Source organism: Paenibacillus sp. FSL P4-0176 (assembly GCF_037975265.1).
Taxonomy (GTDB): Bacteria; Bacillota; Bacilli; order Paenibacillales; family Paenibacillaceae; genus Paenibacillus; species Paenibacillus amylolyticus.
Genome location: NZ_CP150242.1, coordinates 6,029,571 through 6,055,255, shown reverse-complemented (window position 1 = coordinate 6,055,255; position 25,685 = coordinate 6,029,571). Strand labels below are relative to the sequence as shown.

The window sequence follows — 25,685 nt, the reverse complement described above, 5'->3', positions numbered from 1 at the left end:
TATGGCGCCATAGCCAAGTGGTAAGGCACAGCTCTGCAAAAGCTTTATCCCCAGTTCGAATCTGGGTGGCGCCTCCAGCATATGCCGGCGTGGCGGAATGGCAGACGCGCTCGACTCAAAATCGAGTGGGAAACCGTGGAGGTTCGAGTCCTCTCGCCGGTATATTGAATAGCCCTACATGTTGCTTATGCAATGTGTAGGGCTATTTTTATTTTATATGAAACGATTTATGTGCAGTAAGAAAATCTAGAGTAAGAGAAGATGGACGTTAATAAAGATTGACGTATGATTATATTGAGTATATTGTAGATAAGTAAAGTCTTTAATATGGAGGAGTGAAGTAGAGTGACTAATGGAAAAAATGTATCGGATACAGATCTGTTATTTGATCTTTCTGTATGGGAAGAGGCATGGAAGAATCGTCCGAGAAGTTCAAAATATAAGAAGAAAAGCGTCCCCTCTAATATAGAAGAAGCTTTTGAGCGATGGGCCAGGGATTATCATGCACAGTCGTTCACTGAAGAAGGAAAGCAGCGTTCTGAACGCATTATGGGCTGGATTGAAAACCAGGGTGTGGAATTCGCAGGATTATCCATTTTGGACATTGGAGCCGCTTCAGGCATATTTACCATTCCTTTTGCAGAAAAGGGGGCAAGTGTGACCGCAGTTGAGCCTTCTGAGTTGCTTGTCTCCCTTATGAAAGAGACGATACCTCCAGCTCTGGAATCCAAAATCGAAATCGTAAACGAACGATATGAAGAAATCTCCATTAAGGATAAAGGCTGGGAGAAGAAATATGACTTTGCATTTGCATCCATGTGTCCGGCGATGTCGGATTGGGAAACGATTGAGCAGGCGATCAATTGTGCCCGGAAGTATGTGTATATAAGTACTATGGCGGGACAGAAGGAACACACACTAATGAATGAACTTAAGGATGTACTGGGTGTAACTTCTTCACACAAGGCCGGTGATATGGGGTATATCCAACAGTTGCTGTATTTGAAGGGCTATTCTTATACGATGATCATTACGAGAGAAGTTAACTCATTTGAAGTACCGGTGGAAGAGATTATCGAGAAGCTGCCAGAATGGCTTAATACGTATGAGTTACCATCGGATGAAGATTCCCTCAGATTGGCTGAGGATTACATTAGCGATACGTACAAGGATAGTACGGTGACCTTCTCACGTGGAGGAAGATTTGGTAAAATTCTAATTCAACTTGAACAGCCCAATATGAAAACAGTTCGCACTAAGGATAAGCGCTAAATCGCATAAGCGTGGCACGTGTAATGATAATCAGGAATTGAGACGGAGACAATGTAGTCTAACGTCTAAGATGACACTAGGAAGCATCACAACGCTGTGCCAAAAGATGAACGGTTGAAACATAGAAGTTAAGATTGCAGAAGTAAAGTTGTAATTGAAGGGAGCAGGTTATGTGCTCCCTCTTTTTTGAAGCCACTAATTCATCGACCGCTTTGAACCAGACCCTCGTTTATTTAGAGCTGTTCGAGACAACGAAACAAAACACAGACCTAGTTTTCAGAGAATGATCTCTGAAGCATATTCCCTGATATTTCAGTTGGTAGAGCACTCCACGGTTAATCGAGTTGTCACAGGTCTGAGCCCTATCCCTGTTCGGGGAGCTATACGGATAGGTATCCGAGCTGGCCGAAGGAGTACGACTTACTATCGTGCTCCTTGTCTAATTTCTGTTCGATACTTCTGCTTTCTGCTTACGCTCCCGATACTGGCCGGGGGTGATTCCTTCCCATTTACGGAATGATCGGATAAAGTTTTGCGGATTGTTGTACCGAAGTCGTGCTGCGATATCTTTAACGGTTAGATCACTTTCGTCCAGCCATTTTTTAGCGATATTAAATCGGTACTTGGTCAGATATTCACTAAATGCACAGCCTGTCTCTTTGCGGAAAACACTACTTAAGTAGTTGGCATTGTAGTGAAGCTTCATAGCACATTCCTCAAGCGTCAGATCCTTATCATAATCTTGATGAATCATGGCAATCATTTTCTCAGATATATGCTGATACTGGGCATATTGTCTCGCTTTAAAAACCTGAATGACGGGCAAGATGACTTGATGGTTAAACCACTCCTCAACTTCAGCAGCGTACTGCAAAGCATGAAGTTCATGAAACATCGAACCACGACCTTGGGAGATCTGTCCGAGTCGTATGCCGGATTCCTGAGTCATTTGCAAAATATGCGTGAGTAGCCTCGTAAGAGCCACCTCATACTCCTCCGGTGTAACCTCCATACCAAAGATCACTTCAAGCAGTTGTTTCAGAAGAGCAGAGGCCTGGGCTTCGTCCGCATTTTGAATAGCTTGGATCAATGAATATTCCAATGATTCCGGGTAGATAATGGACCAAGTGGGAGTGTAATGATCTATGTTCTCATATTGAAAAATAATGCCTGTTCCCAGCTTCATCCGATGCCTTAGTGCTTCCATGGCTTCTGTGTAAGCTTGAGAGATGTGATATAGAGAGCTGTGCGGCTGGCTGAATCCTATACTGACTTGAAGAGCTAGAATCTTATCCATCTGTTGTTGTAACTGGTCTGTTAATACATATAGCTGCTGTGAAAAAATAAACTGATCCTGTTCAACGGTCCCAATCACCGTGACTACCGTATGTTCCAGCACAATGGGAAGCAATTGTTGGTTATGCACAACCGTTTCCTCCAATATATTTTGAATAGCGAATAATAAGAGATCACGATCACTAGCTCTATATTTTGTATGATTAACAAGATCGGCCTGTAGTGTAATAACAGCAATTTGTTGCCATTCCCGAACCTGATGCGTGTAGCCATATTCATTCAGGGCGTCATGAAGAGTATGAACAGGGATCTTACCCTGGAACAGATTCATCATAAAATGATTGCGAATCTGCAATAGATGCACATTAAGTGTGTTCTCTAATTGGGAGCGAGAAGCAGATAATTGTGAGACCCCTGCTCTGATCTGTTCGAACTCATCAGAAAATGGTGGTGATTGCTGAGCTACCGTGTTTCCTTCTTTGGACAGGTGGTTGTCACCAAGTTGGGTTAAAAGTTTACGAATCGGGACATGCATTCGCTTGGAGCCGAGCCAGGCGAGTAATAATGAAAGTAAAAGTAAGAAGATACTGATATAAAAGGTGTGCAATCCGATATCGATATATTCTTGTGTCAGAATATTGGTAGGTGAGATTAGAACATAAGTCCATCCTTTTAAGGTAGAAGGGCTATACGTCAGAGAATAATGTGTATCGGCGATCTTAACTTCCCGTTTTTCAAAGCCTGTTGAAAATGTGATGGGTGATAGTTTGGTTATGTTGGCTTCCGTATCCCGATCCTGTAATCCAATGGCAGACAACGGTTGTCCAATGTATACAGGATCGGGATGGACCAAGATACGTTGTTCCCGATTCAAAATGATCAGTCCTGAGGCAGCATTGCCTAAGGAGGCTTCTCCTAGTGTATTTTGCAAAGAGCATGCAGGGATTCCGGCAATCAGGGCAGCATCGGAAGATGTATTCAGATTCGGAATAGATCTCGCAAGGGCAATATGATAGATACAGCCTGTACCTGGTGAACGCTCATCATTACTGAACACCGATGAAGGGGAGAGTTGCCATCCAGAGGTTAGCGTATCCGATATCAATTCCTTCATGGGAAGAGCCAGTGGAAAATCCGTATTACGATATAATCCGGCATGATCAATAAGCCAATTCTGAGATTGATTCACCAGGGTAATATCTAACAAAGGTTCCCATGACCTCATATTCTGAAATTCGTTCTGTAGCTTGTCGGCAAGCAAAGGCCCTTTCCCCTCTAGTGAAGAAGAAGCAGACAGGGAACGGAGGGTTACCGGAGAGCGAACGGCCTGATCAAGCATATAACTGACTGTAGCGAGTTTGTGTTCTACGTTGGATTGCATTTGTTCCAGCAACTGTCTGTTGGCCTGCGTACGATGCAGCTCAGTTTGGTTTGATGAATAGATAAATGCGGCAATTCCCGTTAACAAAATGGGCAGGGTGCTTAACAGGATTCCAAAGATGATCATTTTATGGAGATAGCTGATTGGTCGCACAGTCTCAGTTCCACCCCTGACATTAGAAATAGTAACACTTTCTATTTTAGTAAACGCTTACATATAGAACAATCTAAATTTTGTTTATTTGGATAAATAAGTAATTTTATGAGAGGGTATAGAAGTGGAGATAAGGGATTGCTGATAGATGATTTTGCAGAAAAGGTTAGAGAAACGGCTTGGACTGACTATCCAATACGGAATCATGAGAAACGAAATTGCAGTGTGAACGTAAATAGAGACATGGACATCATTCTCTCTACCTAGTGACATCGGGTGAAGTAGAGCCTGTATACGGGTAATAGAAGGTATCTGGAGTGCTATTAAGCTTAGGTGGAACGTTGGTCTTGTATAGGGACAGTCAAAGGTCCAACTAGATCCCCGACCTGAGTCTAGGATGAAAAACCGTCCACGGTCTGTTTTGAAAAGTCGCGGAATCCCCTAGAATAAGGACATAAGGTTAAACAAGAAACACGGAAACAAAAAACAAGAAACAAACGAACAAATGACTCAACACATTAAAAGGAAAGAATGGAAAGGGCGGTGAACAACAATTATGAGATTGAATAAGGGAAATGGCTGGGCGATTGTATTGATTGCGCTAGGTGCACTACTCCTCTTCGGAAAGTTAACTCCACTTCTTGGACACTTAATGGGTTATCTGATTCCGGTCCTGATGATTGCACTGGGATACTACGGAGTTAAACGAGGGAATGTGATGCTTGGCTGGATTGTTCTCATCATCGGTATCATCTCACTGATGGGTAAACTGGCATGGTTGATCGGACCGATCATCGCGATCGGGTTAATCATCTTTGGTATCTCAATGCTAAGCAATAACCGCAGTCGTCGTGGTCGGTACTAAGCTTTCACGATTATGAAAAGGAGGGACAGAACATAATGAGTGTATTTCGTCGAATGCGGGATATTACCGTAGCTAATCTGAACGAACATTTGGAGCAAAGTCAGGACCCAGTCAAACTGATTGATCAGTTCTTGGTCTCGACCCGCCAAGACATCGGTGAAGCCGAGAAACTTCGTCATCAATATGCAAGCCATACCAGACAAATGAAACAACAAGCCGATCAGGCAGCAGGTATGGTGAACAAACGGGAAGAACAGGCTTCCATGGCTCTGAAAGCAGGGGAAGAACATCTCGCTAAGCTGGCCTTGCAGGAGAAAATCCTCCACGAGGAAAAAATGGAACAGTACAATGAATTGTATGCACAAAGTTATGCGGCATTACAGGAGTTGGATGAACAGATCGACCAGCTGAAGGTTGAATATCAGAATGTATACAGCAAACGCCAATATTACTACGCTCGTATGCAGACGATTCAGTTACAGCAACGTATGAACCAGAGAGGCAATCACAACGGTCAGAATGTACCCCGTATGTTTAACCGACTGGATGACCAAGTCTCTGATCTCGAATATGAAGCACAAAGTCTCCGCGATATCCGGCGGATGAATCAAGATGGTTCAGGAGTGACTGGCAGCATGTCATCCTCTACGCTGGATAAGGAACTGGAACGCTTAAGACAGAAATTGAACAATGACAGAAAGGAGTAGTCACAATGAATAAATTATACCGCTCGGCGCGTAATCGAAGGCTAACAGGTTTGATCGGTGGCATTTCTGAAAATCTCGGATTGAGTACCACGCTGCTACGTATCATTTTCTTCATCAGTATTTTCGCTACGGGAGGTACATCATTGTTGATCTACTTCATCGCTGCATTGGTGGTACCAAAGGAATCCAATCACGTTGATCCATATGCTTATGATTCCAACGTAAGAGGATACAAGTAAACGAAAGGAGCAAGCACATGAGCAAATTATACCGCTCAACGCGTGACCGGATGTTAACCGGCTTGTGCGGCGGAATTTCCGAAACCATCGGAATGGATTCCACCCTGCTGCGTATCATCTTTGTTATCAGTATCTTCGTAACTGGCGGCACGTCGTTGTTAATATACTTTATTGCAGCACTGGTGGTACCAAAAGAACCGTATCCGCCTTATGATCCATATGGCTACGGTCCGGGCCAAGGCCCTGGTCCTGGCAGAGGATACGACAACTATGATCATCAGCCACCAAGAGGTCCTTTTCAAAATAATCACAACCAACAAAGTCCTGGTAACTTCGGTCCCGGCCCTGGATTCAACGGCAGACCTCAATCTGGTCCCCGTTCTTATGACAACAACGCCTACGGAGCAGGAGCACCGCAAGAAAGTGAACTTGATTCCATGATGAAAGATATCGAGAAAAAAGCACTGAAAAAAGAAGTTGAAGAGCTTCGCCAAAAATTATCTCGTTACGAGAAGGGAGAAAAGTAAAATGGGAGTATTTAAACGGATTAAGGATATGACGAAAGCATCGGTAAATGATATGTTGGATAAAGTAGAGGACCCGATTGTAATGTTGAACCAGTACTTGCGTGATATGGAGGCTGAGATTCATGAGGCAGAGGTAACTGTTGCTAAACAAATGGCAAATGAGCGCCGCATGAAACAACGTTTGGATGAAGCGGAGCGTACTTCGGTACAACGTGAGTCCCAAGCAGAAGCAGCTCTGTCTAACGGTCAGGAAGAAGTGGCACGCAAATTGTTGGAAGAGAAAATCTACTTTGATCAAAAAATTACGGAGTACAGCGAACTGCATGCACAGTCCGAAGCACAAGCAAAAGATCTGTTGCAACAGTTGCATGATATGAAAGATGAGTTCTACAAAATGCGTAACAAACGTAATGAACTTGTATCCCGTGCACAAATGGCAAAAGCTAAAAAACAAATGTCTTCCATCAACAGCTTGCATTCGATCGAAAGTGGCGGCGCATCACTTGGATTCCACCGCATGGAAGAGAAAATCATGCAGCTGGAAGCTGAAGCTGACGTAGCTCGTGCACCTTATCGCAACACATCATCCACGTATACGAATCCTGTAGATGTGGAAAAACAATTCAAAGTGGATCAGCAATTACAAGCCCTCAAAAATAAAATGGGCAATGGTTCCAAGAATGAAGCGAACGGAACTTCAAAAGAATAACTGTTCGCTTAGTGGACAATATGATATTCTATAAATCGTGTATAATGTACGGTTGGTAGAACAAAAGTTAAGCCATACAGGACTTCATTGCCTGGTATGGCTTTTCCGTTGAATAAAGAGAGATTAACTTACAGAGGAGGTGCGGCGGGGATGAATCAAAAGAGTAAATGGCTTGCAGTTGTCATTATGATTATTGGCACAATGATGTTATTGAATGACAATATTAACTTCCTGACCGCTGCCGCACTGATTCTGTTAACGGTTGGAATGCTTCAAGTCCGCAATGGGGATACCCGCAAAGGTCATCGGTATCTTGGCATTGGTGCGGCACTGTTATTGCTGGATAATTTAATGATTGTATTTTTGATTGTACTGGCTTCTTTAGCTTACTTTTATTCGAAAAACAAAAAGATTCATCTGGACGAAGGCGTTATGAAGAAACAGAATTTCATGGCTCGGTACTACTGGGATCAATCATCCTGGACGTTACGTAGTATGAGTCTGTGGCATGCCATAGGTGAGGTTAACGCGGATCTATCTCTTTCAATTCCGGAGGAGAAACAAACAATTGTGCTGCTGCAAGGAGTTATGGGTAATGTTCGCCTTACACTACCAGAAGATTATGGTGTGGAGATTGAAGCATCGGTTCTTTTCGGCCGGATTAATCTTCTTGGAGAACAAGATAGCGGCATGATGAACAAATTAGTATGGAGAACGCCTGGATATGAATCCAGTGAACATAAAGCAAAATTTGTCATTTCTTATATTGTTGGCGACCTAAACATCAGTAATCCGTAGTAAAATAGATGAAGAGAAGGAGGAGACCCCGATGAAGACAAAACGACATACCGACATGGTAACCCGAAGTATGGGTGAAGGGATCCTCCTGGTTTTCATTGTGTTCGCTGTTATTTTGTATGTATTGTATACATATGGTTATCTTGCTCCGTTTACAGGTTGGCGTCATCTGATTCAATCGGGTCTGGCCTTATTGCTGCTTCTGATTGGGATTGGTGCGGTCTTTGGGTTCTATCAGAGTTACCGGGTTAAACGCCGGCTTGAACTGCTGCGGGAAACACTTCTACTGTGGGAGAAGGGCTCTCTATCACGCACTGTACCTGATCTGGGCGATGATGATGTGGGCCGTTTAAGTGAGCAACTCGGACGAATCGGCAAAAAGTGGGAAGATCAGATATCTACGCTCCAGCGATTGTCTACTCATAATGCACAGCTTGCTGAACAAGCCAGAATTACGGCTATTGTGGAAGAGCGGCAACGTTTGGCACGGGAACTGCATGATGCGGTATCGCAACAATTGTTTGCGATATCCATGACAGCAACGGCCGTTGGACGGAAGATGGAGAAGGATTTTGAACGTGCTCAGCGGCAGGTGGCTTTGATTGAGGAGATGGCTTCGGTAGCCCAGTCCGAGATGCGTGCGTTACTGTTACATCTGCGTCCAGTCTATCTGGAGGGTAAACATCTCGAACAAGGTCTGCGTGATCTGGTGATGGAACTGAAAACAAAAGTACCCATGGACATTGTGCTCGAAATGGACGAAGACATTGATCTGATCAAAGGCATCGAGAATCATCTGTTCCGGATCGTTCAGGAGGCTATGTCCAATACGTTACGGCATGCAAAAGCGGAAAAAATGGAGATACGGATCCAGCGCCGTACTGATGCGATCCGGGTATTGATTCGTGATGATGGGCAAGGCTTTGATCTGGATGAGAATAAACAAGCTTCTTACGGTCTGGCTAACATGCGTGAACGTGTTACGGAGATTGGCGGGGCCATACATTTTGTAACAGCGCCTGGTAAGGGAACGCGGATTGAGATTACGATACCTTTGATGAACGATGAAAGCGAGGAAGAACATGTCAATGGAACCGGAAGTCGAAACGGAGACGGAAACGTCGATCAAAGTATTGCTCGTGGATGATCATGAGATGGTACGTATTGGTCTTGCAGCGGTACTGGATACCGAAGATGGAATTGAAGTTGTTGGTGAAGCAGGTAGTGGAGAGGAAGGCATTCGGCTTGCACAGGAATATAAGCCTGATGTTGTTCTGATGGACCTGGTTATGGAAGGAATGGACGGCATTGAGGCTACTCGTCAGGTACTTAAAATGTATCCAGAGTGCAAAGTCATTGTATTGACCAGTTACTTGGATGATGAAAAAATGTATCCTGTCATTGAAGCAGGTGCATTCAGTTATCTGTTGAAAACATCAAGAGCCAATGAAGTGGCAGATGCGATTCGCGCAGCAGCTCGCGGGCAATCCGTTCTGGAGTCACAGGTGGCTTCGAAAATGATGAATCGCTTCCGGCAGCCACAGGCAGCAGCTCCTTTGCATGATGAATTGACTGACCGAGAAATGGATGTGCTCCGGTTGCTCGCCAAAGGTAAATCGAATCAGGACATCGCTGATGATCTAATCATCGGCATTAAGACGGTCAAATTCCATGTTACAAACTTACTGGCAAAATTGGGCGTAGACGACCGTACACAGGCTGCGATCTATGCTTATAAAAACGGACTTGCAGAGTAAGAAGAATCATATGTACTATCCATAATTAAGCCAAAGAACCGTGCTTTCATGTGCGGAAGTTATAGATAAGAGGACGGAAAGAACCTGAAGAAGCGAAGCTAAAAGCTTTCTGAAAGAAAGCTACTTCGGAAGCATAAACTTCGCCTTTATCCCCGGATTTTTACCTTGAAAAAGGGAATCAAAAAATCTGGGGATAACAGCGATCAGAAGGTTGTTCTGTCATCGGAGTGGCGAGTGTAAATATTGTGTAGTTCAATTTATATAGAAAAGATGAATGGAAAGCTCTGATCTGCCATGCAAGTGGCGGGTGGGGCTTTTTTGTTGTGTGCAGAAGAAGTATAGCAAATATGCGAAAGGGGCATGCTGTTGATAGATTCATAGAATGCAAGAAAGAAGCGGGGGATTCAAATGTTAAATCGTTGGATGACAGCAGGTATATTGGCAATGGCAATCATTATTCTTATCGGTGTGACACAGGTATATGCAGAGAAGAATGAATCCAAAGCAGCCCAACTGGAACAGTTAATCTATACTGCTGACAGCGTGATTGATAATGTGGATCGTCTAGTTATTAAATGGCAAGGAGAAGGCAAGGGAGATGCACAAGCGCAGGCCGTGTTACTGGCTGGTCACTTGGGACTGGAACAACCTGTGCGGGTACGCCAGACGGGTCATGATGTTTACCGTAGTGAAGAGATTGTCGATACAGCTAATGGTGGCGTAGGCATGTTGGTCAATGTCGTCGATACAGGAGACAATGGTTACTATGCCATCGTACAACTCTCAGGGGATGCACACACGGATCGGAAGGCATTAATGACATTACATGAAGAGGTCGATCAACTGCTTGTAGACTCAGGGATGAAGGCAACCTGGAATATGTCTGTGCAAGGTACAGCAGTTACTGCTACTGAACATGATGCGAGTCAGCAACTGGAACTGATCGAAAAACAGCTGTCCACAAAGGTGGATATCGCCTCAGTTGAACGTTATACAGATGTAGCCAGCGGAAGTGTCTCTTATAAGGCGGCTGAGCTGCCCCTATCGATCAAGAGTGGCTCGCACATGTTGAATATGCAACTCGCAGTTCACCAGGTTGGAGACGAGGCCGACAATCGAATTACAGTGGGGTTTCCGGTGATTACGATTGAATATTAAGGAATGGTTTTTTCATGAATTAGGACCCAATATTGAGAATCTTTATCAGAAAAATGAGTTTGAAATAGTGCATCCATTCAGTTGATATGCTAAAATGGCATCACATCCAAGAAGGAACTTGCTGGTAATTGACAGTTGTATGTCGTGCATATATAACACCATTACATAGCTCGGGGAGAGCATGAAGGTTATCTTCCCGGAAGAAAGAGGAGCCCATGGTTGAAAAACAATTGCAAGATGAAGTACAGACACCAGGCGCAGTATTTTTCATTTTTGGAGCAACGGGTGATTTGGCCCGCCGGAAGCTGTTTCCGGCTATCTACAGTCTTTACCGTGAAGGCAAGCTTGCCGAAGACTTTGCGGTTATTGGCGTAGCACGTCGTCCGAGGTCCCCAGAAGAATTCCGGGAAGACATCTATGAATCCATTAAAGAGTTCTGCCGTTATCCAGCGGGGGAACCTGATGAGTGGAACGCTTTTGTCGATCATTTTGAATACAAAGCACTGGATATCAATAATGTGGAAGGATTCAAAGAGCTGCGTGCGCAGACGGAGCATCTGGAATCAAAGTTTAACACGCCGGGGAACCGGCTGTTCTATCTGGCACTGGCACCTGAGCTGTTTGGCAGTGTCTCGTACAGTTTGCGGGACGGTGGTATGTTAGAAAGTAAGGGTTGGAACCGTTTGGTGATCGAAAAACCATTTGGTTATGATCTGCAATCCGCCGAACATCTGAATGAGCAGATTCGTGAGGTATTCCGTGAAGAGGAAATCTATCGGATTGATCATTATCTGGGCAAGGAAATGGTGCAAAATATTGAAGTGATTCGGTTTGGAAATGCTTTTTTTGAACCGCTCTGGAATAACAAACATATTGCCAACGTTCAGATTACGCTTGGTGAAACGGTAGGCGTGGAAGAACGTGGTGGTTATTATGATCACTCCGGTGCACTGCGTGATATGGGGCAGAATCATATGCTCCAGATGCTGACGATGATTGCGATGGAACCGCCGAGTCGCCTATTCCCGGAAGACATACGGGATGAAAAGGTGAAGGTATTACGCTCTCTACGGGCGTTCACCTCGGATGAGGAAGTGAGCAACAACGTTGTGCGGGGGCAATATGCCGAAGGGGAGTACCGTGGCAAGCAGCTTCCGGGGTATCGCCAAGAAGACAAGGTTGATCCGCAGTCGAATACGGAGACGTATTTTGCAGCACGTGTATTCGTGGATAATTTCCGTTGGGCGGGTGTTCCATTCTACATTCGGACAGGCAAGCGTCTTCCGGTGAAAACAACCGAGATCGTAGTTGAGTTCAAGTCGATGCCAAACAACGTGTACCTTGGGAAAAAGTATAAATTGGAACCGAATCTGCTGGTCATTCGGGTGAATCCGATGGAAGGCATATATATCAAAATCAATGCCAAGAAACCAGGCTCGGATTCCGAGATTCAGCCACTCGCAATGGATTTCTGTCAGAGCTGCATGATTGGAATTAACTCGCCTGAAGCGTATGAACGTCTGCTGCATGATGCAGCAGAAGGGGATTCTACGTACTTCACCCGTTGGGATGAAGTGGCAACAGCCTGGTCTTTTGTGGATCGGATCGCAGCAGCCTGGGGGCAGAATCAAGGAGAGCTTCATACGTACCCTGCTGGAACTTGGGGACCAGAAGCGACAGATAAGCTACTGGAGCAGGATGGATTCCACTGGTGGCCGGTGAATGGTCAGGACGAGGACAGCGTGATCTGGCAAGTGAATGGTTAGGGTAGGGTAAGGTAAGGGCATTAACAACAGTATTAACAACATACACAACATGACTGAGCCTGGGGAAATCGCAAATTTTGCGGTGTACCCAGGCTTTTTAGCGGTGAAAAGGTAGGTATCCATCCTAAGGAAATAAGTAATTTAAATTAAGTTGTTGACAAAAAGTAAGTATGTAACTTATACTCAACACATGAGTTAAAGAGTTACGCAAATGACAAACTTCATTCGGGCAAACGTTTCGGATAAGTTATCATTCATGAGATAAAATGTAAACCAGTTGAAGGGGTTTGCGTCACAGAGAATCATGAAGAAAAAATGTGCATAATATCTTTAATCTAAGAATACTATTTTGTATATATCGAATGGAGGAAAAAGAAAATGATGTTGGATGTAGGGTTGTTGTTGATTCGTTTGGTGATTGGATTGTCGTTCATGGCGCACGGGGCTCAGAAGCTGTTTGGTTGGTTCGGAGGTTACGGGATCAAGGGTACAGGTGGCTGGTTTGAGTCGATGGGCATGAAGCCCGGTGCATTGGTGGCGTTGCTGGCTGGACTCGCGGAATTCGGTGGCGGATTGCTGTTGGCTCTGGGTCTGCTTACACCAGTAGGTGGCATTCTGATTGCATTGACGATGGTCATTGCGATTGTGAAAGTCCATGGTGCGAACGGATACTGGTCCACACAGAACGGATTCGAATATAATCTCGCGATTCTGGTGATTGGTGTAGCGCTGGCCCTGACGGGTGGCGGACAATACGCGCTGGATGCATTGATTTTCTAAAACCGATAAATAAAAATGAATGAGGAGTGCCTGGATGCCATGGAAATGGCTGAAGGGTGCTTTTTTTTTGCAAGTGAAAAGAGAAGAATCTGCGGTAGTAATCGGTTATTTTCGGTACAGATTATGGTACAATAGGAGAGTTGGGTTAAGAAGCAGTTCACGGTATACATGAAAGCACAGATTTGAGGAGGATGAACTCCATTGTAAATGTGTAAAATTAATCTAGTGTGTAAATACCTAGTACGTAAAAACTCGTGTACAATCAACCGGCCTCGCCGGATTGCATAAAGATTGAATGATGGACCGGCCATGCCGGATTAACGTGAATGAACGGACGAAAGGGATTAAACCTATGAGCAAAGCTGCAAATGATATTCTTCAACAGGAAGTGGACAAACGCCGGACGTTTGCCATTATCTCTCACCCGGATGCGGGTAAAACTACATTAACCGAGAAACTGTTGCTGTTCGGGGGCGCGATTCGCCTTGCGGGAACGGTAAAAGCTCGGAAAGCCAGCAAACACGCAACAAGTGACTGGATGGAAATTGAGAAACAACGGGGGATCTCGGTTACCTCTTCCGTAATGCAATTTGATTATCTGGATCATCGCGTCAACATTTTGGATACACCGGGTCACCAGGATTTCAGTGAAGATACGTATCGTACACTGACGGCTGCCGATAGCGCGGTGATGTTGATTGACGTGGCAAAAGGTGTCGAGGCACAAACGATCAAGTTGTTCCAGGTATGTGCGAAGCGTGGCATTCCAATCTTTACGTTCATCAACAAACTCGACCGTGAGGGTAAAAGCCCATTTGACCTGATGGAAGAGCTTGAAAATGTACTGGGTATTCGTTCGGTTCCGATGAACTGGCCTATTGGTACAGGTCGCGAGCTGTGTGGTGTCTATGACCGGATGAAAAATCAGGTGGAATTGTTCCAAGGGGACGATCACTCGACGATTAAAGTACAAAAGGTAGATGGCTACAAAGATCCGATTATCCGTGAGATGGCAGGAGAATACCTGCATGATCAATTGTGTCAGGATCTGGAGTTGCTGGATATTGCGGGCGACCAATTCGACATGGAGAAAGTTCAACGCGGCGAATTGACACCTATTTTCTTCGGTAGTGCGATCAACAATTTCGGCGTACAGACTTTCCTGGAGAACTTCCTGGAACTGGCACCGAAGCCTGAACCACGTCGCAGTACGGCAGGAGAGATTCAGCCAACGAATGAGAAATTCAGCGGTTATGTGTTCAAGATTCAGGCAAACATGAACCCGGCACACCGGGATCGTATTGCGTTCCTGCGTATTGTGTCAGGCAAGTTCCAACGTGGAATGAGTGTGAAGCATACTCGTGTGGGCAAAGAAATCAAGCTGTCACAGCCACAGCAATTCCTGGCACAAGACCGGGATATTGTCGAAGAGGCATATGCTGGCGATATTATCGGCTTGTTCGATCCGGGTATCTTCCGGATTGGCGATTCACTGAGCCAAGGCAGCGAGGTTATCTTTGAGGAGTTGCCAACGTTCTCACCAGAGATTTTCGCCAAAGTTACTGTGAAAAATGCGTTGAAACATAAACAATACCAAAAGGGAATTGATCAGTTGACGGAGGAAGGAACCATTCAGGTGTTCCAGACGGCAAGTTTCGACGAGACAATCCTCGGCGTAATTGGTCAACTTCAGTTCGAGGTATTTGAATACCGGATGAAAGGCGAGTATGGGGTAGATGTGCAATTGCAGCGCATGCCTTATCAGTTCGCTCGCTGGATCGTGGACGAGAATCTGGACCCAAGCAAATTCCGGATTAACTCTGCGCTTGTAAAAGATAAAAAAGGGAATTATGTGGTGCTCTTCGAAAATGAGTACGCAATGAGAACGGCTATGGATAAAAATCCTACAGCACAATTCCTGGAGACTGCACCTTAAGTGAAGACGGAAGTCTTTCGTGGGAATTGTTAAAAGATTAGTTAAACGTGACAAGTTCATGTGATGAGATAGAGCTTGTTAAAAATAAGATCCCTCCGCCAATTGGCGGAGGGATCTATTGCTATACACCTTACCTGGAGGCGGGTATGATCCAGCCGAATAAGGGAAAGCTTTCTTTTGCAGACAGAACAAACGTAATGATGGTTACCTTACCCTCCACTGCTTCGATTAGCTAAGCGGTTGAACGGGAATGGTGTGCAGATGCTCTTGCGCGATTTGAATGAGTTCTTCCTGCTTGGCAGGTTCTGTGTTCTTCCAGATCATCTCGAAAATGGCGCCAAGTCCAGGTAATGCAGCTTCCGGTCCATCTACTGAACCTTCAATCATCTCCCGGAGCTGATCATCACTCTTGTCATGAACTTTATGAACAATCGCTTCACGCAGGCTTAATGTAATGGGCATCGCAATTCCCTCCTCGTATATTCGGCTGCTCTAATACTGTTCCCTGGGAAGCGCTAGCGCATTCAAGTTTATCAGGCTTTGTGGTATACTACGAAGGATTATTTACGTTAGCATGGGTATCCGTAATGATGCGTCATGCTGAAGAGCAGCGGGAGGTTAAGACCCTAATGGCCAAGAAACAGTATGCCGTAATTGGCATGGGACGGTTCGGATCAAGTGTTGCCAATGCACTGAGTGGCATGGGATTCGATGTGCTGGCAATTGATGCGGACGAGCAGCGGACTCAGGAAATGTCCAATGTGGTGACCCATGCGGTATCGGCAGATTCAACAGATGAAGAAGCGCTGCGTGCGCTGGGCATACGGAATTTCGACGTTGTCGTTGTGGCGATTGGTGAAGATATTCAGGCGAGTATTCTGACAACCCTGATATTGAAAGATATGGGTGTACCCGTTCTGATCGTAAAAGCCCAAAATGAGCTTCATGGTAAGGTATTGCAGAAGATTGGGGCGGATAAAGTCATCTATCCTGAGCGGGATATGGGACTGCGCGTAGCCCATCATCTGACCTCGCCTAATATACTGGATTACATCGAGTTATCTGAGGATTACAGCATTTTGGAGATGAGAGCCTCCGAGCAAATGATCGGTAAAAACCTGATGGAATTAAACATCCGTGCACGTTTTGGTTGTAACGTGATGGCGATCCGCAGTGGGAACTCGATGAACATCTCGCCGTACGCTGAGGATCGGATCGAAGCTGGAGATGTGCTGATCATTGTGGGTCACAAGGATCATTTGACGAAAATGGAGCTTGCGTATCCGAAGTGATGGATACAGATGGGAAGGATGGAAAGATGGATATTGTATCACCGCAAAATACACGTGTAAAAGAATGGGCGCAGTTGCTGGAGAAAAAGCATCGTACCCGTCAACATAAATATATCATTGAGGGCATTCATCTGGTACAGGAAGCATTGCGCGCCGGAGCAGATCTGGAGTGTATTGTGTACGATGGAGAGCAAGGCGTACCGAATGAGCTTGCCGGGCTTGAAAACCCGCTTCAGCGTGTGGAGTGGGTTAGTGTATCTCCTGCGGTTATCGCCAAATGTACGGATACGATGACACCGCAGCCTGTATTCGCAATTGTGCGTAAAGGCAGTGAGCCACTGGAAAGCCTGATCGCAGGAGCACGTGGGCTTGTTGTTGTGCTGGACGGAGTGCAAGACCCGGGTAATGTGGGGACGATCATCCGTAGTGCGGACGCAGCTGGAGTCGCTGGGGTCGTACTTGGCGCGGGCTGTGCTGATGTGTATAACCCAAAGACGATTCGTTCGACGATGGGGTCATTGTTTCATTTGCCCATTGTGGAGGGCCAGTTGGAATCTTTGCTTCCCGAAGCGAAGGCTGCAGGCGTGAAGCTGGTAAGTACTTCTTTGCAGGCAGAGCATTCATGTTATAGCTATGATTTTACGCAGTCGGTATGGCTTGTGATTGGTAACGAAGGCAAAGGCATTTCGGATGCTACGGCACGTTTGGTAGATGATGCGATTACGATCCCGATGCAGGGACAGGCAGAGTCGCTCAACGCGGCAATGGCGGCAACGATTTTGTTGTTTGAGGCGATGAGACAGCGGATATTTACTAACTAATAATTCCTGTCCAATTTAAAATTAACTGTCCCTAACTAAAATTAACTTTCTTCAAACCACCAAAGGCTGGAACCTGGTTGCCGCTTTTCCCAACCATGTTTCCAGTCTTTTTGTTTTTCTCTTTGAAGCACGACAGCAGGGATTTTCCATTCAAATCCCGAATAGGTGATATAGTTTCTATTTCTTAAGCTGATAGGCAGGTGTATAAATTGGAAATGAATAATGGAAAAGAAAAAACTCACCTTAGGGCATTTATGGCTTGGGCCGGGGAAAAGGGCTGGGACATAATGAGTAAATCCGGTTCGCAGTCACATTTAAACAGCAACGTTACTTCAAGATATAAAGGACTTCCAGATGAATATTTAGAATTTCTAAATGTAGTTGAAAAATGCGTTGCACCGGATGAGCAAACCTGGTTTATTTGTGAGGCTGAGTTCAACAATAGCACGGAGACCGCATTCCAATGGAATGAATTTGAAATGCTTAGTTTGGAGGCAGCAGAGGGTGATTCTATTTGGCAGTCAGAGATAACGGCCTGGTGGGATCATCACTTACCGATCGTAATGTCTGTGGAGGATGGATATTCCTTCTATGCCATTGACTTAACAACCGACAATGGGGCTATTGTACGTGGATGTGAGCCGGAATTTGAAGAGGTTGAAAAGGTATCCGATTCGTTTGGAGAATTTCTGGCATGGATGATGTCGAATTCAGATTAGCGTAGCTAGGAAAGGTTGATGGTTATACTTGTGGCCAGCGGCCTGACATTAGATTATTAAATTAAAGAACTTATGAAACGATATAGGAATTCTTAATTTATGATATAAAAAATGGTATATATAGCGTGATTTTAGTCTCATTTAAGTGTGTTCCAAGCATATTTTCTATATATAAAATAATTGTTTACTGTTCGTTCTAGAAATGATATGCTAACAGCAAGTTAGATCTAACTACTTTTTTTTGCACAATAAAGAACGATCGTTCTAAAAACTGAAATTACACTAATCTGAAGAATATAAGGGAGAGAATAAGATGAAATACACCGTAATCACAGGAGCAAGTTCAGGAATTGGATATGAAACAGCATTGGCATTTGCAGCACGGGGTAAAAACTTGATTTTGGTAGCTAGAAGATTGGATAAGCTTGAAGAACTTAAATCGACTATTCAGGGTATCGATCCTAAAGTAAATGTTATCGTTCATACAAGCGATTTGTCTGTTACCGCAGAGGCGTACACGCTATATAACGATTTGAAGGAATATGAAATTGAGACTTGGATTAATAATGCAGGGCTTGGAGAAGGCTCGTTCATTGCTGAACAGAATTTGGATAAAGTGGAGACCATGCTGCGTGTTAACATCGAATCTTTGACCATTCTATCTACATTGTATGTGCGAGATTATGCGAATGTGGAAGGCACTCAATTGATTAACGTCTCATCCGCACTCGGATATGCCATTGCTGTAGGCAGTGTGGCTTACTCTGCATCGAAATACTACGTTAGTGCCTTCACAGAGGGCCTTGCCAAAGAACTGGAATTGAAGGGTGCAAAACTAAAAGCGAAGGTGCTGGCACCAGCGGTCACGGAAACAGAATTTGTACAAAAATCAATAGATACTGAAGGATTTGATTACAAAGCAAACATGTCTAAGTACCACACTGCTAAAGAAATGGCAGGCTTCATGATCAATCTGTATGATCACAATGAAGTGGTCGTGGGAATTGTAGACCAGAACTATGAGTTCCAACTGACAGGCGCAATCTACCCGGTGATTTCAGAATTGAATTAATACAGCAGAATCCAGAGGATACATCTACAAAATCTCAAATAAGAAGAGGAGTACATCCAATTGGAAAAGATATGGAGTAAAACAAAGATTGGCAACATGGAATTGCCTCATCGACTAGCGATGGCACCTATGACACGCAGTAGAGCACAAGAAGATGGTACACCTGGAGAGTTGGCGGCACTTTATTATGCTCAGCGTGCAACGATGGGGCTTCTGATTACGGAAGGAACACAACCATCCGATGATGGACAGGGTTACTTGTGGTCACCTGGCATCTACACCGATAAGCATATTGATGGATGGAAAAAGGTAACGGGTGCGGTGCATGAAGCTGGCGGATATGTGTACATCCAATTAATGCATGCGGGTCGCATGTCACATCCGGACAATACCCCGCATCATCGTCAACCGGTTGCTCCATCAGCAATCGCACCGGGTGTAGAAATGTTTACGGCTACAGGGATGCAGGATATCCCCGTTCCCCGGGAATTGAGTCAGGAGGATATTCAAACGACCATTGCCGATTTCCGAAAAGCAGCAGCCGCAGCGATCGAAGCAGGGGCGGATGGCGTCGAGATTCATGGGGCCAACGGATACTTGATCAATCAATTCTTGGGAGAAAATTCAAATACACGGACAGATGAGTATGGCGGGTCAATTGAAAATCGTGCTCGCTTTGCGATTGAAGTAACCAAAGCCATCGTGGAGAAAATAGGCGCAGAACGAACTGGCTTCCGTATCTCACCAGGGACACCGCTGGGTGGAATTCAAGATGGCGAACAAGGCCCTGAACTCTATCGCTATCTTGTAGAAGAATTGGCTCAATTGGATTTGGCTTACCTTCATGTTATGCATCTTGGAGATGAACAACTGCTCCAAGACATTCGTTCGATCTGGCAAAATCCACTGTTGGTCAATCGGGCTGGAAGAACGTTGGATGATCTCAGTGTCGATTTAGATCGTGGTCTCGCTGATGTGGTACCTGTAGGTGTATGGTCCTTAGCTAATCCAGATTTGGTGGAACGACTTCGACAAGGTGCGCCACTGAATGAAGCAGATACGACAACATTCTTTGGATTGGGAAGTAAGGGCTACACGGATTACCCTACGTTGGAAGAATTAAAGTCGCAAGAGGGGCTACACTAGCACAAAGCATGGAGCATGGCGTACAACTGAATACTGCGCGCCATGTTCCTACATAAGTTGAACTAATCATTTACACATTAACGGAGAGGACAGAAAGAACCTGAAAAAGCGAAGCTAAAAGCTTTCTGAAAGAAAGCTACTTCGGAAGCATACACCTCGCCTTTATCACCGGATTTTCCCTTTAGAAAGGGGATCAAAAAAATCTGGGGATAACAGCGATTGGAAGGTTGTTCTGTCATCGTAGTATCAGTGTAAATAATCTTTAGTTCAACTTATGTAGTCTATAAGCAAAGGAAGAGGATAAATGATGAGAGCAGCTAAAATACAGAAATACTCTAAAAAAATCCAGGTGGAAATCAATAATATTGAGATACCTCAGATTCATAGCCGTGAGGTCCTTGTCAGAGTAAAAGCTGCGGGTGTAAATCCGCTGGATATCTTGAATATGAATGGTAGTGTTCGGATGATTGCCGACTATACGTTACCTTTAACTTTAGGGAATGAATTATCGGGTGTCATTGAAGCTGTCGGTGATGATGTTTTGAATTTTAAAGTGGGTGATAAGGTTTATACAAGGTTACCTCTGAATAAAATTGGTGCTTTTGCTGAATATGCGGCTGTACATGAGGATGCTTTATCCATGATGCCTGAAAATCTGTCTTTTATCGAAGCTGCTGCAGTACCCCTTACTGCCTTGACCGCGTATCAAGCATTGCATGATGTACTCCAAGCCGAACCGAATAAAAAGCTGTTTATTCCTGGGGGAACCGGTGGTTTCGGTGCGATGGCTATCCCGATTGCCAAGTCCATGGGGCTAACGGTGATTACAAGTGGGAGCGAAAGAGGCAGATCACGTACACTGTCGATCGGAGCAGATCAATTCATTGATTATAAAACCGAACATTATGCTGATATCCTGTCCGATATCGATTATGTGATTGACACCTTGGGTGCGGATGAAATCAAAGCTGAACTAAGCATTTTGAAACCACAGGGGAAATTAGTTTCTTTGAAAGCGGGACCCAATTATCGTTTTGCAGCGGACAGCCATTTTCCAATGTGGAAAAAAGCATTGTTTGGCCTTGTAGGTGCACGCCTGGATTCTTTAGCGCGTAAGAATCAAAATGAATATCGCTTTATATTCGTGCACTCCAGCGGGAGTCAATTGCAAAAAATCACAGCTCTCATAGAAAAAGAAGATATCAAACCCTCGATCGATTCAACCTATACGTTTGATGAAATTGAAAAGGCATTGATTAAAGTGTCCACGGGTCACTCCCAGGGTAAAGTCATTCTTACCTTTTAAAGGCCCAACGAGAGCATGTTATTCAATGTTTGTTTTCTGAACAGGAGGGAAGCTAATGGCGAGAAACAAAGAGTTCGATGAGTCTGTTGTACTGGATAAAGCGATGAGACTTTTTTGGGAACAAGGGTATGAGAAGACGTCGATGACAGATCTAGTCAATCATATGGGAATTCATCGTAAAAGCTTGTATGACACATTTGGCGACAAACATACCTTGTTTCTAAAGTCAGTAGATCTGTATGATCACAAAATCAGCTCCGCCCTTACAGCAGGCGTAAAGCGTTCTAAAACGGCAACGGAAGCACTTCAGTTTATATTTCTTTCTTTAATTCATGGAGAGGAATCTCCAGCATCAGGCTGCTTCATTGTTAATTCGACGGTAGAATTGGCGGCACGTGATAAAGACATGAACCACCGATCGACGGAGATGTTTGCAAATACGGAGAAACTAATCAAGGACATTATGGTGTGGGGACAGCAAGAAGGTGAATTCACAACGGAGTACAACGCCGAGGTATTGGCGGAATATCTGCATAACGTAAGCATTGGGTTAAGGGGGATGGCCAAGACTTCGATGACCAAGGAAAAACTGCTTCGTATAGCGATGCTATCCATGGATCTCATACTAAGGTAGTCTATTTGTTACTATTATAGAACGTTCATTCTAATTGATGTTCCAGATGAAACATATTTTATAGAAAAGAGAGGCAGGTCACGATATGAGAAAGACAGTTCTAATCACAGGGGTATCGGGTGGGATCGGTAAAGAGTTAGCAAATCGGTTTGCCAAAGGTGGACATCATATTGTGCTGGTAGCACGAAGCGAGGGTAAAATACAGGATCTAGCTCAGGAGTATCGGAAAAAGTATGGCATTCAGGCGACGGTTATTGCCAAAGATGTAGCAGCACCTGGGGTACCACAGGAGATTTATCATGAGCTGAAGGAAAAGGGCATTGTTGTTGACTATCTTGTCAACAATGCAGGTTTCGGTCTGTTCGGGACGTTTATGGAAACGGATATGGAACAAGAAGTTAATATGATTGACGTGAATATCAAGGCTTTAACCGTCATGACAAAGCTATTCTTGCCGGATATGATCCAACGTGGGCAAGGCGGTGTGATGAATGTGGCTTCGTTGGTAGGTTTTTTCCCTGGGCCGTTGATGTCGGTATATTATGCAACAAAGGCATATGTACTATCGTTCACTGAGGCTTTGGAGAATGAAGTAAGCGGAACTGGCGTTACAGTAACGGCACTGTGCCCAGGCCTGACATCCACCGGGTTTGTTGATCGTTCGGGTATGGGTGTCTCGAAGATGTTGCAGGGCCCGATCATGGAAGCTGGACAGGTGGCCGAAGAAGGGTATCGAGGCTTCTTACGTGGCAAGACGTTAATTATGCCTGGAGCTCGGAACCGATTCATCGCGTTTATGCCGCGGTTGTTGCCGCGTAAGATGATGACTCGCATAATTAGATCCTCACAGGACAAGACAGGACATTAAACATATAAAGAGGATAAATCAAGTCCTCCTCAAGTCGATCGATACACGTTGTCCTTCATCTTGTCTTTTACGACAAACATACACAAAAACAGGAGGGAAGCTGAAAGGCACAAATTGAATTTTCTCCATCTCAAATAACTCAGCTAATTGTTTCCTCATATGAAGGGAGTACTGGTATAAAACTAACGTGCCTCCAGGTCGGAGCGCTGTATGGATCTGTGACAGGATGTTTTGTCTCATTTCTCTGGAAAAATTAAAAAAGGGCAGTCCACAAATGATATTATCCAATTGATGTATATGTTCTTGATGCATCTTTTTCACTAAATAGGATGCATTCGAATGGTACATGAATTCAGGATATGTTTTCTTCAGATCATTCCTCATTTTCGGGTCTCTTTCAAATAAAAAAACGGTAGCAGATTGGGGTAATTCAGCTCTCATAAGACGTGTGACTGCCCCTGTTCCTGGCCCTAGCTCAGCAATGGTTCTTACCTCATCCCATCGTACAGACTGGACAATTTTCTTAGCCAAAAATTTGGAGCTGGGGAGGAGACTGCCTACTCGTTTAGGGTTCCTCAGAAATCCTTGCAGGAAAAGAAGTGGTTCGGATGTTTTCATAGCGGTATCCTCCATTATCAATGCTATTGATGTTTCACTGGATGTTAGAAGGCAAGCTTAGTTGGAATATAAATACGTTACGCGTATGTTTTAGTGTTAAAGTCCCCTGATGTAAATCCGCAATGTTTCTCGCAATAGAAAGTCCCAGACCAGATCCTGATTGAATACCTTCGCTATTCCTCGAATAATCCACCTTATAAAAGCGATCAAACAGTCTGTTTTTTTGTTCTATCGTTAGTGGTATGCCTTTATTCTCTACTTCAATGGTAACGTGATTATGCTGCACACTCATTCGAACATGAATCGTGCCCGGTTTAAAGGAATACTTTAGTGCATTCATGAGGAGATTGTCGATAGCTCGAGCGATCTTATCACTATCCAGGGAAACCATGATTGGAGCATTACCGAGTGTTTTTTCAATACGAATCCCATGCTCCTGAGCTAAAGGTTCGAATTCAAACAACAATTGGTCCAATAGCTGACAGAGGTCAATATTTTTCAAATCCAATTGGGTGTTCACTTCGTTAAGACGCGTATATTCAAATAAATCATCGAGTAACTTCTTCAAATGTGTTGCTTTGTTATAGGTATTTTGGATGAAACGATCATACTCTGCTTTGTCTTGAAATGATTCTGATTTGAGAAGCTCAATATAGCCAATTATGCTGGTAAGCGGTGTACGCAGGTCATGTGAGATGCCAGTGATCATGTCCATCTTGGATTGCTCCAATTCACGTTCTTTAGCAATCTGTTGCTTTAACTGTTCTGTCATATGATTGATGTTGGAAGCAACGCGTCCAAGTTCATCTTGTCGATTAACGGGCACCCTGTAATTCAGATTTCCTTCAGATATGATTTGAAGCCCTTGCTCTAATGTAATGAGATCTCTCACAATTTTTCGTGTGGAAAACAAAAAAATTAACGTGAAAATTACGATGAAGATTGGTGTTAGAACGTAAGGAAAAATGTAGAGGAGCGAAGGCCAATTAAATCTTTCACTAATTTTTGCGGCAGCTATGATCAACATATTATTTACACCCACAGAGCCAACAAACGAAATCAATAAACTGATCAACATTTGATATAGGATGTTAATCTGTATCTTTTTTTTAAAATGTGGTAATCGTTTAATCAATTTTATATCCCACTCCCCATACCGTTTTAATGTAATGGGGTTCCCGCGGATTTACTTCCAATTTCTCTCGCAGGTTACGAATATGAACCATCACCGTATTATCTGAATACCCGTAAGGTTCTTTCCATACGGTTTCGTAAATTTTCTCGGAGCTAAATACTTGTCCAGGATGGCTGGCAAGCAACACCAGAATGGAGAACTCCAGTGGTGTAAGCGAAATGTCCTTTTCTTTGAGCTTCACGGAATGTTTATTTGTATCAATGATAAGGTCCTTAATTAAAATAAGTGAGTTGGATTCTGGTTTTCCGATCAGTGTTTGACGTCGTAACTGAGCTTTAACGCGAGCAAGTAACTCTAATGGATTAAACGGTTTGACCATGTAATCATCGGCCCCGGTAGTCAGGCCCGTGATTTTATCAATGTCTTCTTCCTTAGCGGATAACATAATAATGGGAGTGGGTGATACTTCTCTTATTTTGAAGCAGGCTTTGATTCCATCCATAATGGGCATCATGACATCCAGTATTACGAGTTGGACCGATGTTGTTTTGATAATATTTAGCGCTTCCTCACCATTGGCTGCTTCAATGACATGATATCCTTCGTTACGTAAATAGACATGAATGACATCCCGGATATCGGGTTCATCATCAACAACGAGAACGGTATTCATAATTCAACACTCCTTAAAAATTAGGATAACATCAGTGTAAACGATAGTCTGGAATGT

The 25,685-nt window shown here is 44.2% G+C and carries 26 protein-coding genes and 2 tRNA genes; 23 read left to right on the top strand and 5 right to left on the bottom strand.

What is annotated here, in order from left to right:
* The first annotated feature begins 3 nt into the window (after nucleotides 1-3).
* From MKY95_RS27990 to MKY95_RS27980, 3 genes are all read left to right on the top strand, one after another.
* Nucleotides 4-77, top strand: a tRNA-Cys gene (locus tag MKY95_RS27990).
* 6 nt (nucleotides 78-83) lie between these two features.
* Nucleotides 84-162, top strand: a tRNA-Leu gene (locus tag MKY95_RS27985).
* Between the two features lie 183 nt (nucleotides 163-345).
* On the top strand, nucleotides 346-1,272 hold the full coding sequence (locus MKY95_RS27980; RefSeq protein WP_339195491.1) for a class I SAM-dependent methyltransferase: 927 nt from the start codon (nucleotides 346-348) through the stop codon (nucleotides 1,270-1,272).
* A gap of 439 nt (nucleotides 1,273-1,711) precedes the next feature.
* Here the strand turns inward: MKY95_RS27980 and MKY95_RS27975 are convergent, their stop codons facing one another.
* Nucleotides 1,712-4,075 carry a helix-turn-helix domain-containing protein gene (locus MKY95_RS27975; RefSeq protein WP_339195489.1) on the bottom strand — a complete coding sequence of 788 codons (2,364 nt, stop codon included), beginning with the start codon at nucleotides 4,073-4,075 and terminating at the stop codon, nucleotides 1,712-1,714.
* A gap of 583 nt (nucleotides 4,076-4,658) precedes the next feature.
* Between MKY95_RS27975 and MKY95_RS27970 the strand changes: the two genes are divergently transcribed.
* The 12 genes from MKY95_RS27970 to MKY95_RS27915 all read left to right on the top strand — a co-directional run bounded on the left by MKY95_RS27970 (nucleotide 4,659) and on the right by MKY95_RS27915 (nucleotide 15,344).
* Nucleotides 4,659-4,967: a hypothetical protein gene (locus MKY95_RS27970; protein ID WP_017692311.1), complete on the top strand. Its 309-nt coding sequence runs from the start codon at nucleotides 4,659-4,661 to the stop codon at nucleotides 4,965-4,967.
* Nucleotides 4,968-5,002: 35 nt separating this feature from the next.
* The gene (locus MKY95_RS27965) at nucleotides 5,003-5,674 is read left to right on the top strand and encodes a PspA/IM30 family protein (protein ID WP_017692312.1); all 672 of its coding nucleotides are present in this window, start codon (nucleotides 5,003-5,005) and stop codon (nucleotides 5,672-5,674) included.
* A 5-nt stretch (nucleotides 5,675-5,679) separates the two neighbouring features.
* Nucleotides 5,680-5,913, top strand: a complete 234-nt coding sequence (locus tag MKY95_RS27960) for a PspC domain-containing protein (RefSeq protein ID WP_036673255.1) — start codon at nucleotides 5,680-5,682, stop codon at nucleotides 5,911-5,913.
* A 17-nt stretch (nucleotides 5,914-5,930) separates the two neighbouring features.
* Nucleotides 5,931-6,440, top strand: coding sequence for a PspC domain-containing protein (locus MKY95_RS27955; RefSeq protein WP_339195484.1), 510 nt, complete (start codon nucleotides 5,931-5,933; stop codon nucleotides 6,438-6,440).
* A gap of 1 nt (nucleotide 6,441) precedes the next feature.
* Nucleotides 6,442-7,149, top strand: coding sequence for a PspA/IM30 family protein (locus MKY95_RS27950; protein ID WP_017692315.1), 708 nt, complete (start codon nucleotides 6,442-6,444; stop codon nucleotides 7,147-7,149).
* Between the two features lie 150 nt (nucleotides 7,150-7,299).
* A complete protein-coding gene (gene liaF / locus MKY95_RS27945) occupies nucleotides 7,300-7,947 on the top strand; it encodes a cell wall-active antibiotics response protein LiaF (protein ID WP_036605686.1) in 648 nt (215 codons plus the stop codon).
* A gap of 31 nt (nucleotides 7,948-7,978) precedes the next feature.
* Entirely contained in the window at nucleotides 7,979-9,094 is a 1,116-nt protein-coding gene (locus MKY95_RS27940; protein WP_339195481.1) for a sensor histidine kinase, read from the top strand.
* Nucleotides 9,036-9,704: a response regulator transcription factor gene (locus MKY95_RS27935; RefSeq protein ID WP_091020933.1), complete on the top strand. Its 669-nt coding sequence runs from the start codon at nucleotides 9,036-9,038 to the stop codon at nucleotides 9,702-9,704. The genes MKY95_RS27940 and MKY95_RS27935 overlap by 59 nt, the downstream gene beginning before the upstream one ends.
* Before the next feature lie 408 nt (nucleotides 9,705-10,112).
* On the top strand, nucleotides 10,113-10,862 hold the full coding sequence (locus MKY95_RS27930; RefSeq protein WP_076328935.1) for a YwmB family TATA-box binding protein: 750 nt from the start codon (nucleotides 10,113-10,115) through the stop codon (nucleotides 10,860-10,862).
* A gap of 215 nt (nucleotides 10,863-11,077) precedes the next feature.
* On the top strand, nucleotides 11,078-12,628 hold the full coding sequence (gene zwf / locus MKY95_RS27925) for a glucose-6-phosphate dehydrogenase (RefSeq protein WP_076328936.1): 1,551 nt from the start codon (nucleotides 11,078-11,080) through the stop codon (nucleotides 12,626-12,628).
* A gap of 381 nt (nucleotides 12,629-13,009) precedes the next feature.
* On the top strand, nucleotides 13,010-13,408 hold the full coding sequence (locus MKY95_RS27920) for a DoxX family protein (RefSeq protein ID WP_024634146.1): 399 nt from the start codon (nucleotides 13,010-13,012) through the stop codon (nucleotides 13,406-13,408).
* 352 nt (nucleotides 13,409-13,760) lie between these two features.
* The gene (locus MKY95_RS27915) at nucleotides 13,761-15,344 is read left to right on the top strand and encodes a peptide chain release factor 3 (protein WP_339195478.1); all 1,584 of its coding nucleotides are present in this window, start codon (nucleotides 13,761-13,763) and stop codon (nucleotides 15,342-15,344) included.
* Nucleotides 15,345-15,572: 228 nt separating this feature from the next.
* Here MKY95_RS27915 and sspI read toward each other — a convergent pair whose 3' ends face one another.
* Entirely contained in the window at nucleotides 15,573-15,806 is a 234-nt protein-coding gene (sspI, locus tag MKY95_RS27910; RefSeq protein ID WP_017692323.1) for a small acid-soluble spore protein SspI, read from the bottom strand.
* Between the two features lie 128 nt (nucleotides 15,807-15,934).
* On the opposite strand from sspI, the gene MKY95_RS27905 reads away from it, so the two are divergent.
* From MKY95_RS27905 to MKY95_RS27870, 8 genes are all read left to right on the top strand, one after another.
* Complete coding sequence (locus tag MKY95_RS27905) at nucleotides 15,935-16,636, top strand: TrkA family potassium uptake protein (RefSeq protein ID WP_076254620.1); 702 nt, start codon at nucleotides 15,935-15,937, stop codon at nucleotides 16,634-16,636.
* Between the two features lie 26 nt (nucleotides 16,637-16,662).
* Entirely contained in the window at nucleotides 16,663-17,457 is a 795-nt protein-coding gene (locus tag MKY95_RS27900) for an RNA methyltransferase (RefSeq protein WP_339195474.1), read from the top strand.
* 215 nt (nucleotides 17,458-17,672) lie between these two features.
* Nucleotides 17,673-18,176, top strand: a complete 504-nt coding sequence (locus tag MKY95_RS27895) for an SMI1/KNR4 family protein (RefSeq protein WP_339195471.1) — start codon at nucleotides 17,673-17,675, stop codon at nucleotides 18,174-18,176.
* 313 nt (nucleotides 18,177-18,489) lie between these two features.
* Nucleotides 18,490-19,248: an SDR family NAD(P)-dependent oxidoreductase gene (locus MKY95_RS27890; protein ID WP_036605701.1), complete on the top strand. Its 759-nt coding sequence runs from the start codon at nucleotides 18,490-18,492 to the stop codon at nucleotides 19,246-19,248.
* Nucleotides 19,249-19,308: 60 nt separating this feature from the next.
* The gene (locus MKY95_RS27885) at nucleotides 19,309-20,394 is read left to right on the top strand and encodes an alkene reductase (RefSeq protein WP_036605702.1); all 1,086 of its coding nucleotides are present in this window, start codon (nucleotides 19,309-19,311) and stop codon (nucleotides 20,392-20,394) included.
* 307 nt (nucleotides 20,395-20,701) lie between these two features.
* A complete protein-coding gene (locus tag MKY95_RS27880; protein ID WP_036605924.1) occupies nucleotides 20,702-21,700 on the top strand; it encodes an NADP-dependent oxidoreductase in 999 nt (332 codons plus the stop codon).
* 55 nt (nucleotides 21,701-21,755) lie between these two features.
* Nucleotides 21,756-22,334, top strand: a complete 579-nt coding sequence (locus MKY95_RS27875) for a TetR/AcrR family transcriptional regulator (protein WP_036605703.1) — start codon at nucleotides 21,756-21,758, stop codon at nucleotides 22,332-22,334.
* A gap of 85 nt (nucleotides 22,335-22,419) precedes the next feature.
* Nucleotides 22,420-23,202: an SDR family oxidoreductase gene (locus tag MKY95_RS27870; RefSeq protein ID WP_036605704.1), complete on the top strand. Its 783-nt coding sequence runs from the start codon at nucleotides 22,420-22,422 to the stop codon at nucleotides 23,200-23,202.
* An 18-nt stretch (nucleotides 23,203-23,220) separates the two neighbouring features.
* Here MKY95_RS27870 and MKY95_RS27865 read toward each other — a convergent pair whose 3' ends face one another.
* From MKY95_RS27865 to MKY95_RS27855, 3 genes are all read right to left on the bottom strand, one after another.
* Entirely contained in the window at nucleotides 23,221-23,733 is a 513-nt protein-coding gene (locus tag MKY95_RS27865) for a methyltransferase domain-containing protein (protein WP_339195467.1), read from the bottom strand.
* Nucleotides 23,734-23,854: 121 nt separating this feature from the next.
* A complete protein-coding gene (locus MKY95_RS27860; RefSeq protein ID WP_081745816.1) occupies nucleotides 23,855-24,898 on the bottom strand; it encodes a HAMP domain-containing sensor histidine kinase in 1,044 nt (347 codons plus the stop codon).
* A 49-nt stretch (nucleotides 24,899-24,947) separates the two neighbouring features.
* Nucleotides 24,948-25,628: a response regulator transcription factor gene (locus MKY95_RS27855; RefSeq protein ID WP_036605707.1), complete on the bottom strand. Its 681-nt coding sequence runs from the start codon at nucleotides 25,626-25,628 to the stop codon at nucleotides 24,948-24,950.
* Between the last annotated feature and the right edge of the window lie 57 nt (nucleotides 25,629-25,685).

Coding starts and splice junctions, on each gene's coding strand:
- MKY95_RS27880 (WP_036605924.1), top strand. CDS start 20,702: ATGAGAGCAGCTAAAATACAGAAATACTCTAAAAAAATCCAGGTGGAA.
- MKY95_RS27890 (WP_036605701.1), top strand. CDS start 18,490: ATGAAATACACCGTAATCACAGGAGCAAGTTCAGGAATTGGATATGAA.
- MKY95_RS27870 (WP_036605704.1), top strand. CDS start 22,420: ATGAGAAAGACAGTTCTAATCACAGGGGTATCGGGTGGGATCGGTAAA.
- MKY95_RS27895 (WP_339195471.1), top strand. CDS start 17,673: ATGAATAATGGAAAAGAAAAAACTCACCTTAGGGCATTTATGGCTTGG.
- MKY95_RS27930 (WP_076328935.1), top strand. CDS start 10,113: ATGTTAAATCGTTGGATGACAGCAGGTATATTGGCAATGGCAATCATT.
- MKY95_RS27935 (WP_091020933.1), top strand. CDS start 9,036: ATGGAACCGGAAGTCGAAACGGAGACGGAAACGTCGATCAAAGTATTG.
- MKY95_RS27940 (WP_339195481.1), top strand. CDS start 7,979: ATGAAGACAAAACGACATACCGACATGGTAACCCGAAGTATGGGTGAA.
- MKY95_RS27970 (WP_017692311.1), top strand. CDS start 4,659: ATGAGATTGAATAAGGGAAATGGCTGGGCGATTGTATTGATTGCGCTA.
- MKY95_RS27900 (WP_339195474.1), top strand. CDS start 16,663: ATGGATATTGTATCACCGCAAAATACACGTGTAAAAGAATGGGCGCAG.
- liaF (WP_036605686.1), top strand. CDS start 7,300: ATGAATCAAAAGAGTAAATGGCTTGCAGTTGTCATTATGATTATTGGC.
- MKY95_RS27875 (WP_036605703.1), top strand. CDS start 21,756: ATGGCGAGAAACAAAGAGTTCGATGAGTCTGTTGTACTGGATAAAGCG.
- sspI (WP_017692323.1), bottom strand. CDS start 15,806: ATGCCCATTACATTAAGCCTGCGTGAAGCGATTGTTCATAAAGTTCAT.
- MKY95_RS27860 (WP_081745816.1), bottom strand. CDS start 24,898: ATGTTGATCAGTTTATTGATTTCGTTTGTTGGCTCTGTGGGTGTAAAT.
- MKY95_RS27915 (WP_339195478.1), top strand. CDS start 13,761: ATGAGCAAAGCTGCAAATGATATTCTTCAACAGGAAGTGGACAAACGC.
- MKY95_RS27955 (WP_339195484.1), top strand. CDS start 5,931: ATGAGCAAATTATACCGCTCAACGCGTGACCGGATGTTAACCGGCTTG.
- MKY95_RS27960 (WP_036673255.1), top strand. CDS start 5,680: ATGAATAAATTATACCGCTCGGCGCGTAATCGAAGGCTAACAGGTTTG.
- MKY95_RS27855 (WP_036605707.1), bottom strand. CDS start 25,628: ATGAATACCGTTCTCGTTGTTGATGATGAACCCGATATCCGGGATGTC.
- MKY95_RS27965 (WP_017692312.1), top strand. CDS start 5,003: ATGAGTGTATTTCGTCGAATGCGGGATATTACCGTAGCTAATCTGAAC.
- MKY95_RS27905 (WP_076254620.1), top strand. CDS start 15,935: ATGCGTCATGCTGAAGAGCAGCGGGAGGTTAAGACCCTAATGGCCAAG.
- MKY95_RS27920 (WP_024634146.1), top strand. CDS start 13,010: ATGTTGGATGTAGGGTTGTTGTTGATTCGTTTGGTGATTGGATTGTCG.
- zwf (WP_076328936.1), top strand. CDS start 11,078: ATGGTTGAAAAACAATTGCAAGATGAAGTACAGACACCAGGCGCAGTA.
- MKY95_RS27950 (WP_017692315.1), top strand. CDS start 6,442: ATGGGAGTATTTAAACGGATTAAGGATATGACGAAAGCATCGGTAAAT.
- MKY95_RS27975 (WP_339195489.1), bottom strand. CDS start 4,075: ATGATCATCTTTGGAATCCTGTTAAGCACCCTGCCCATTTTGTTAACG.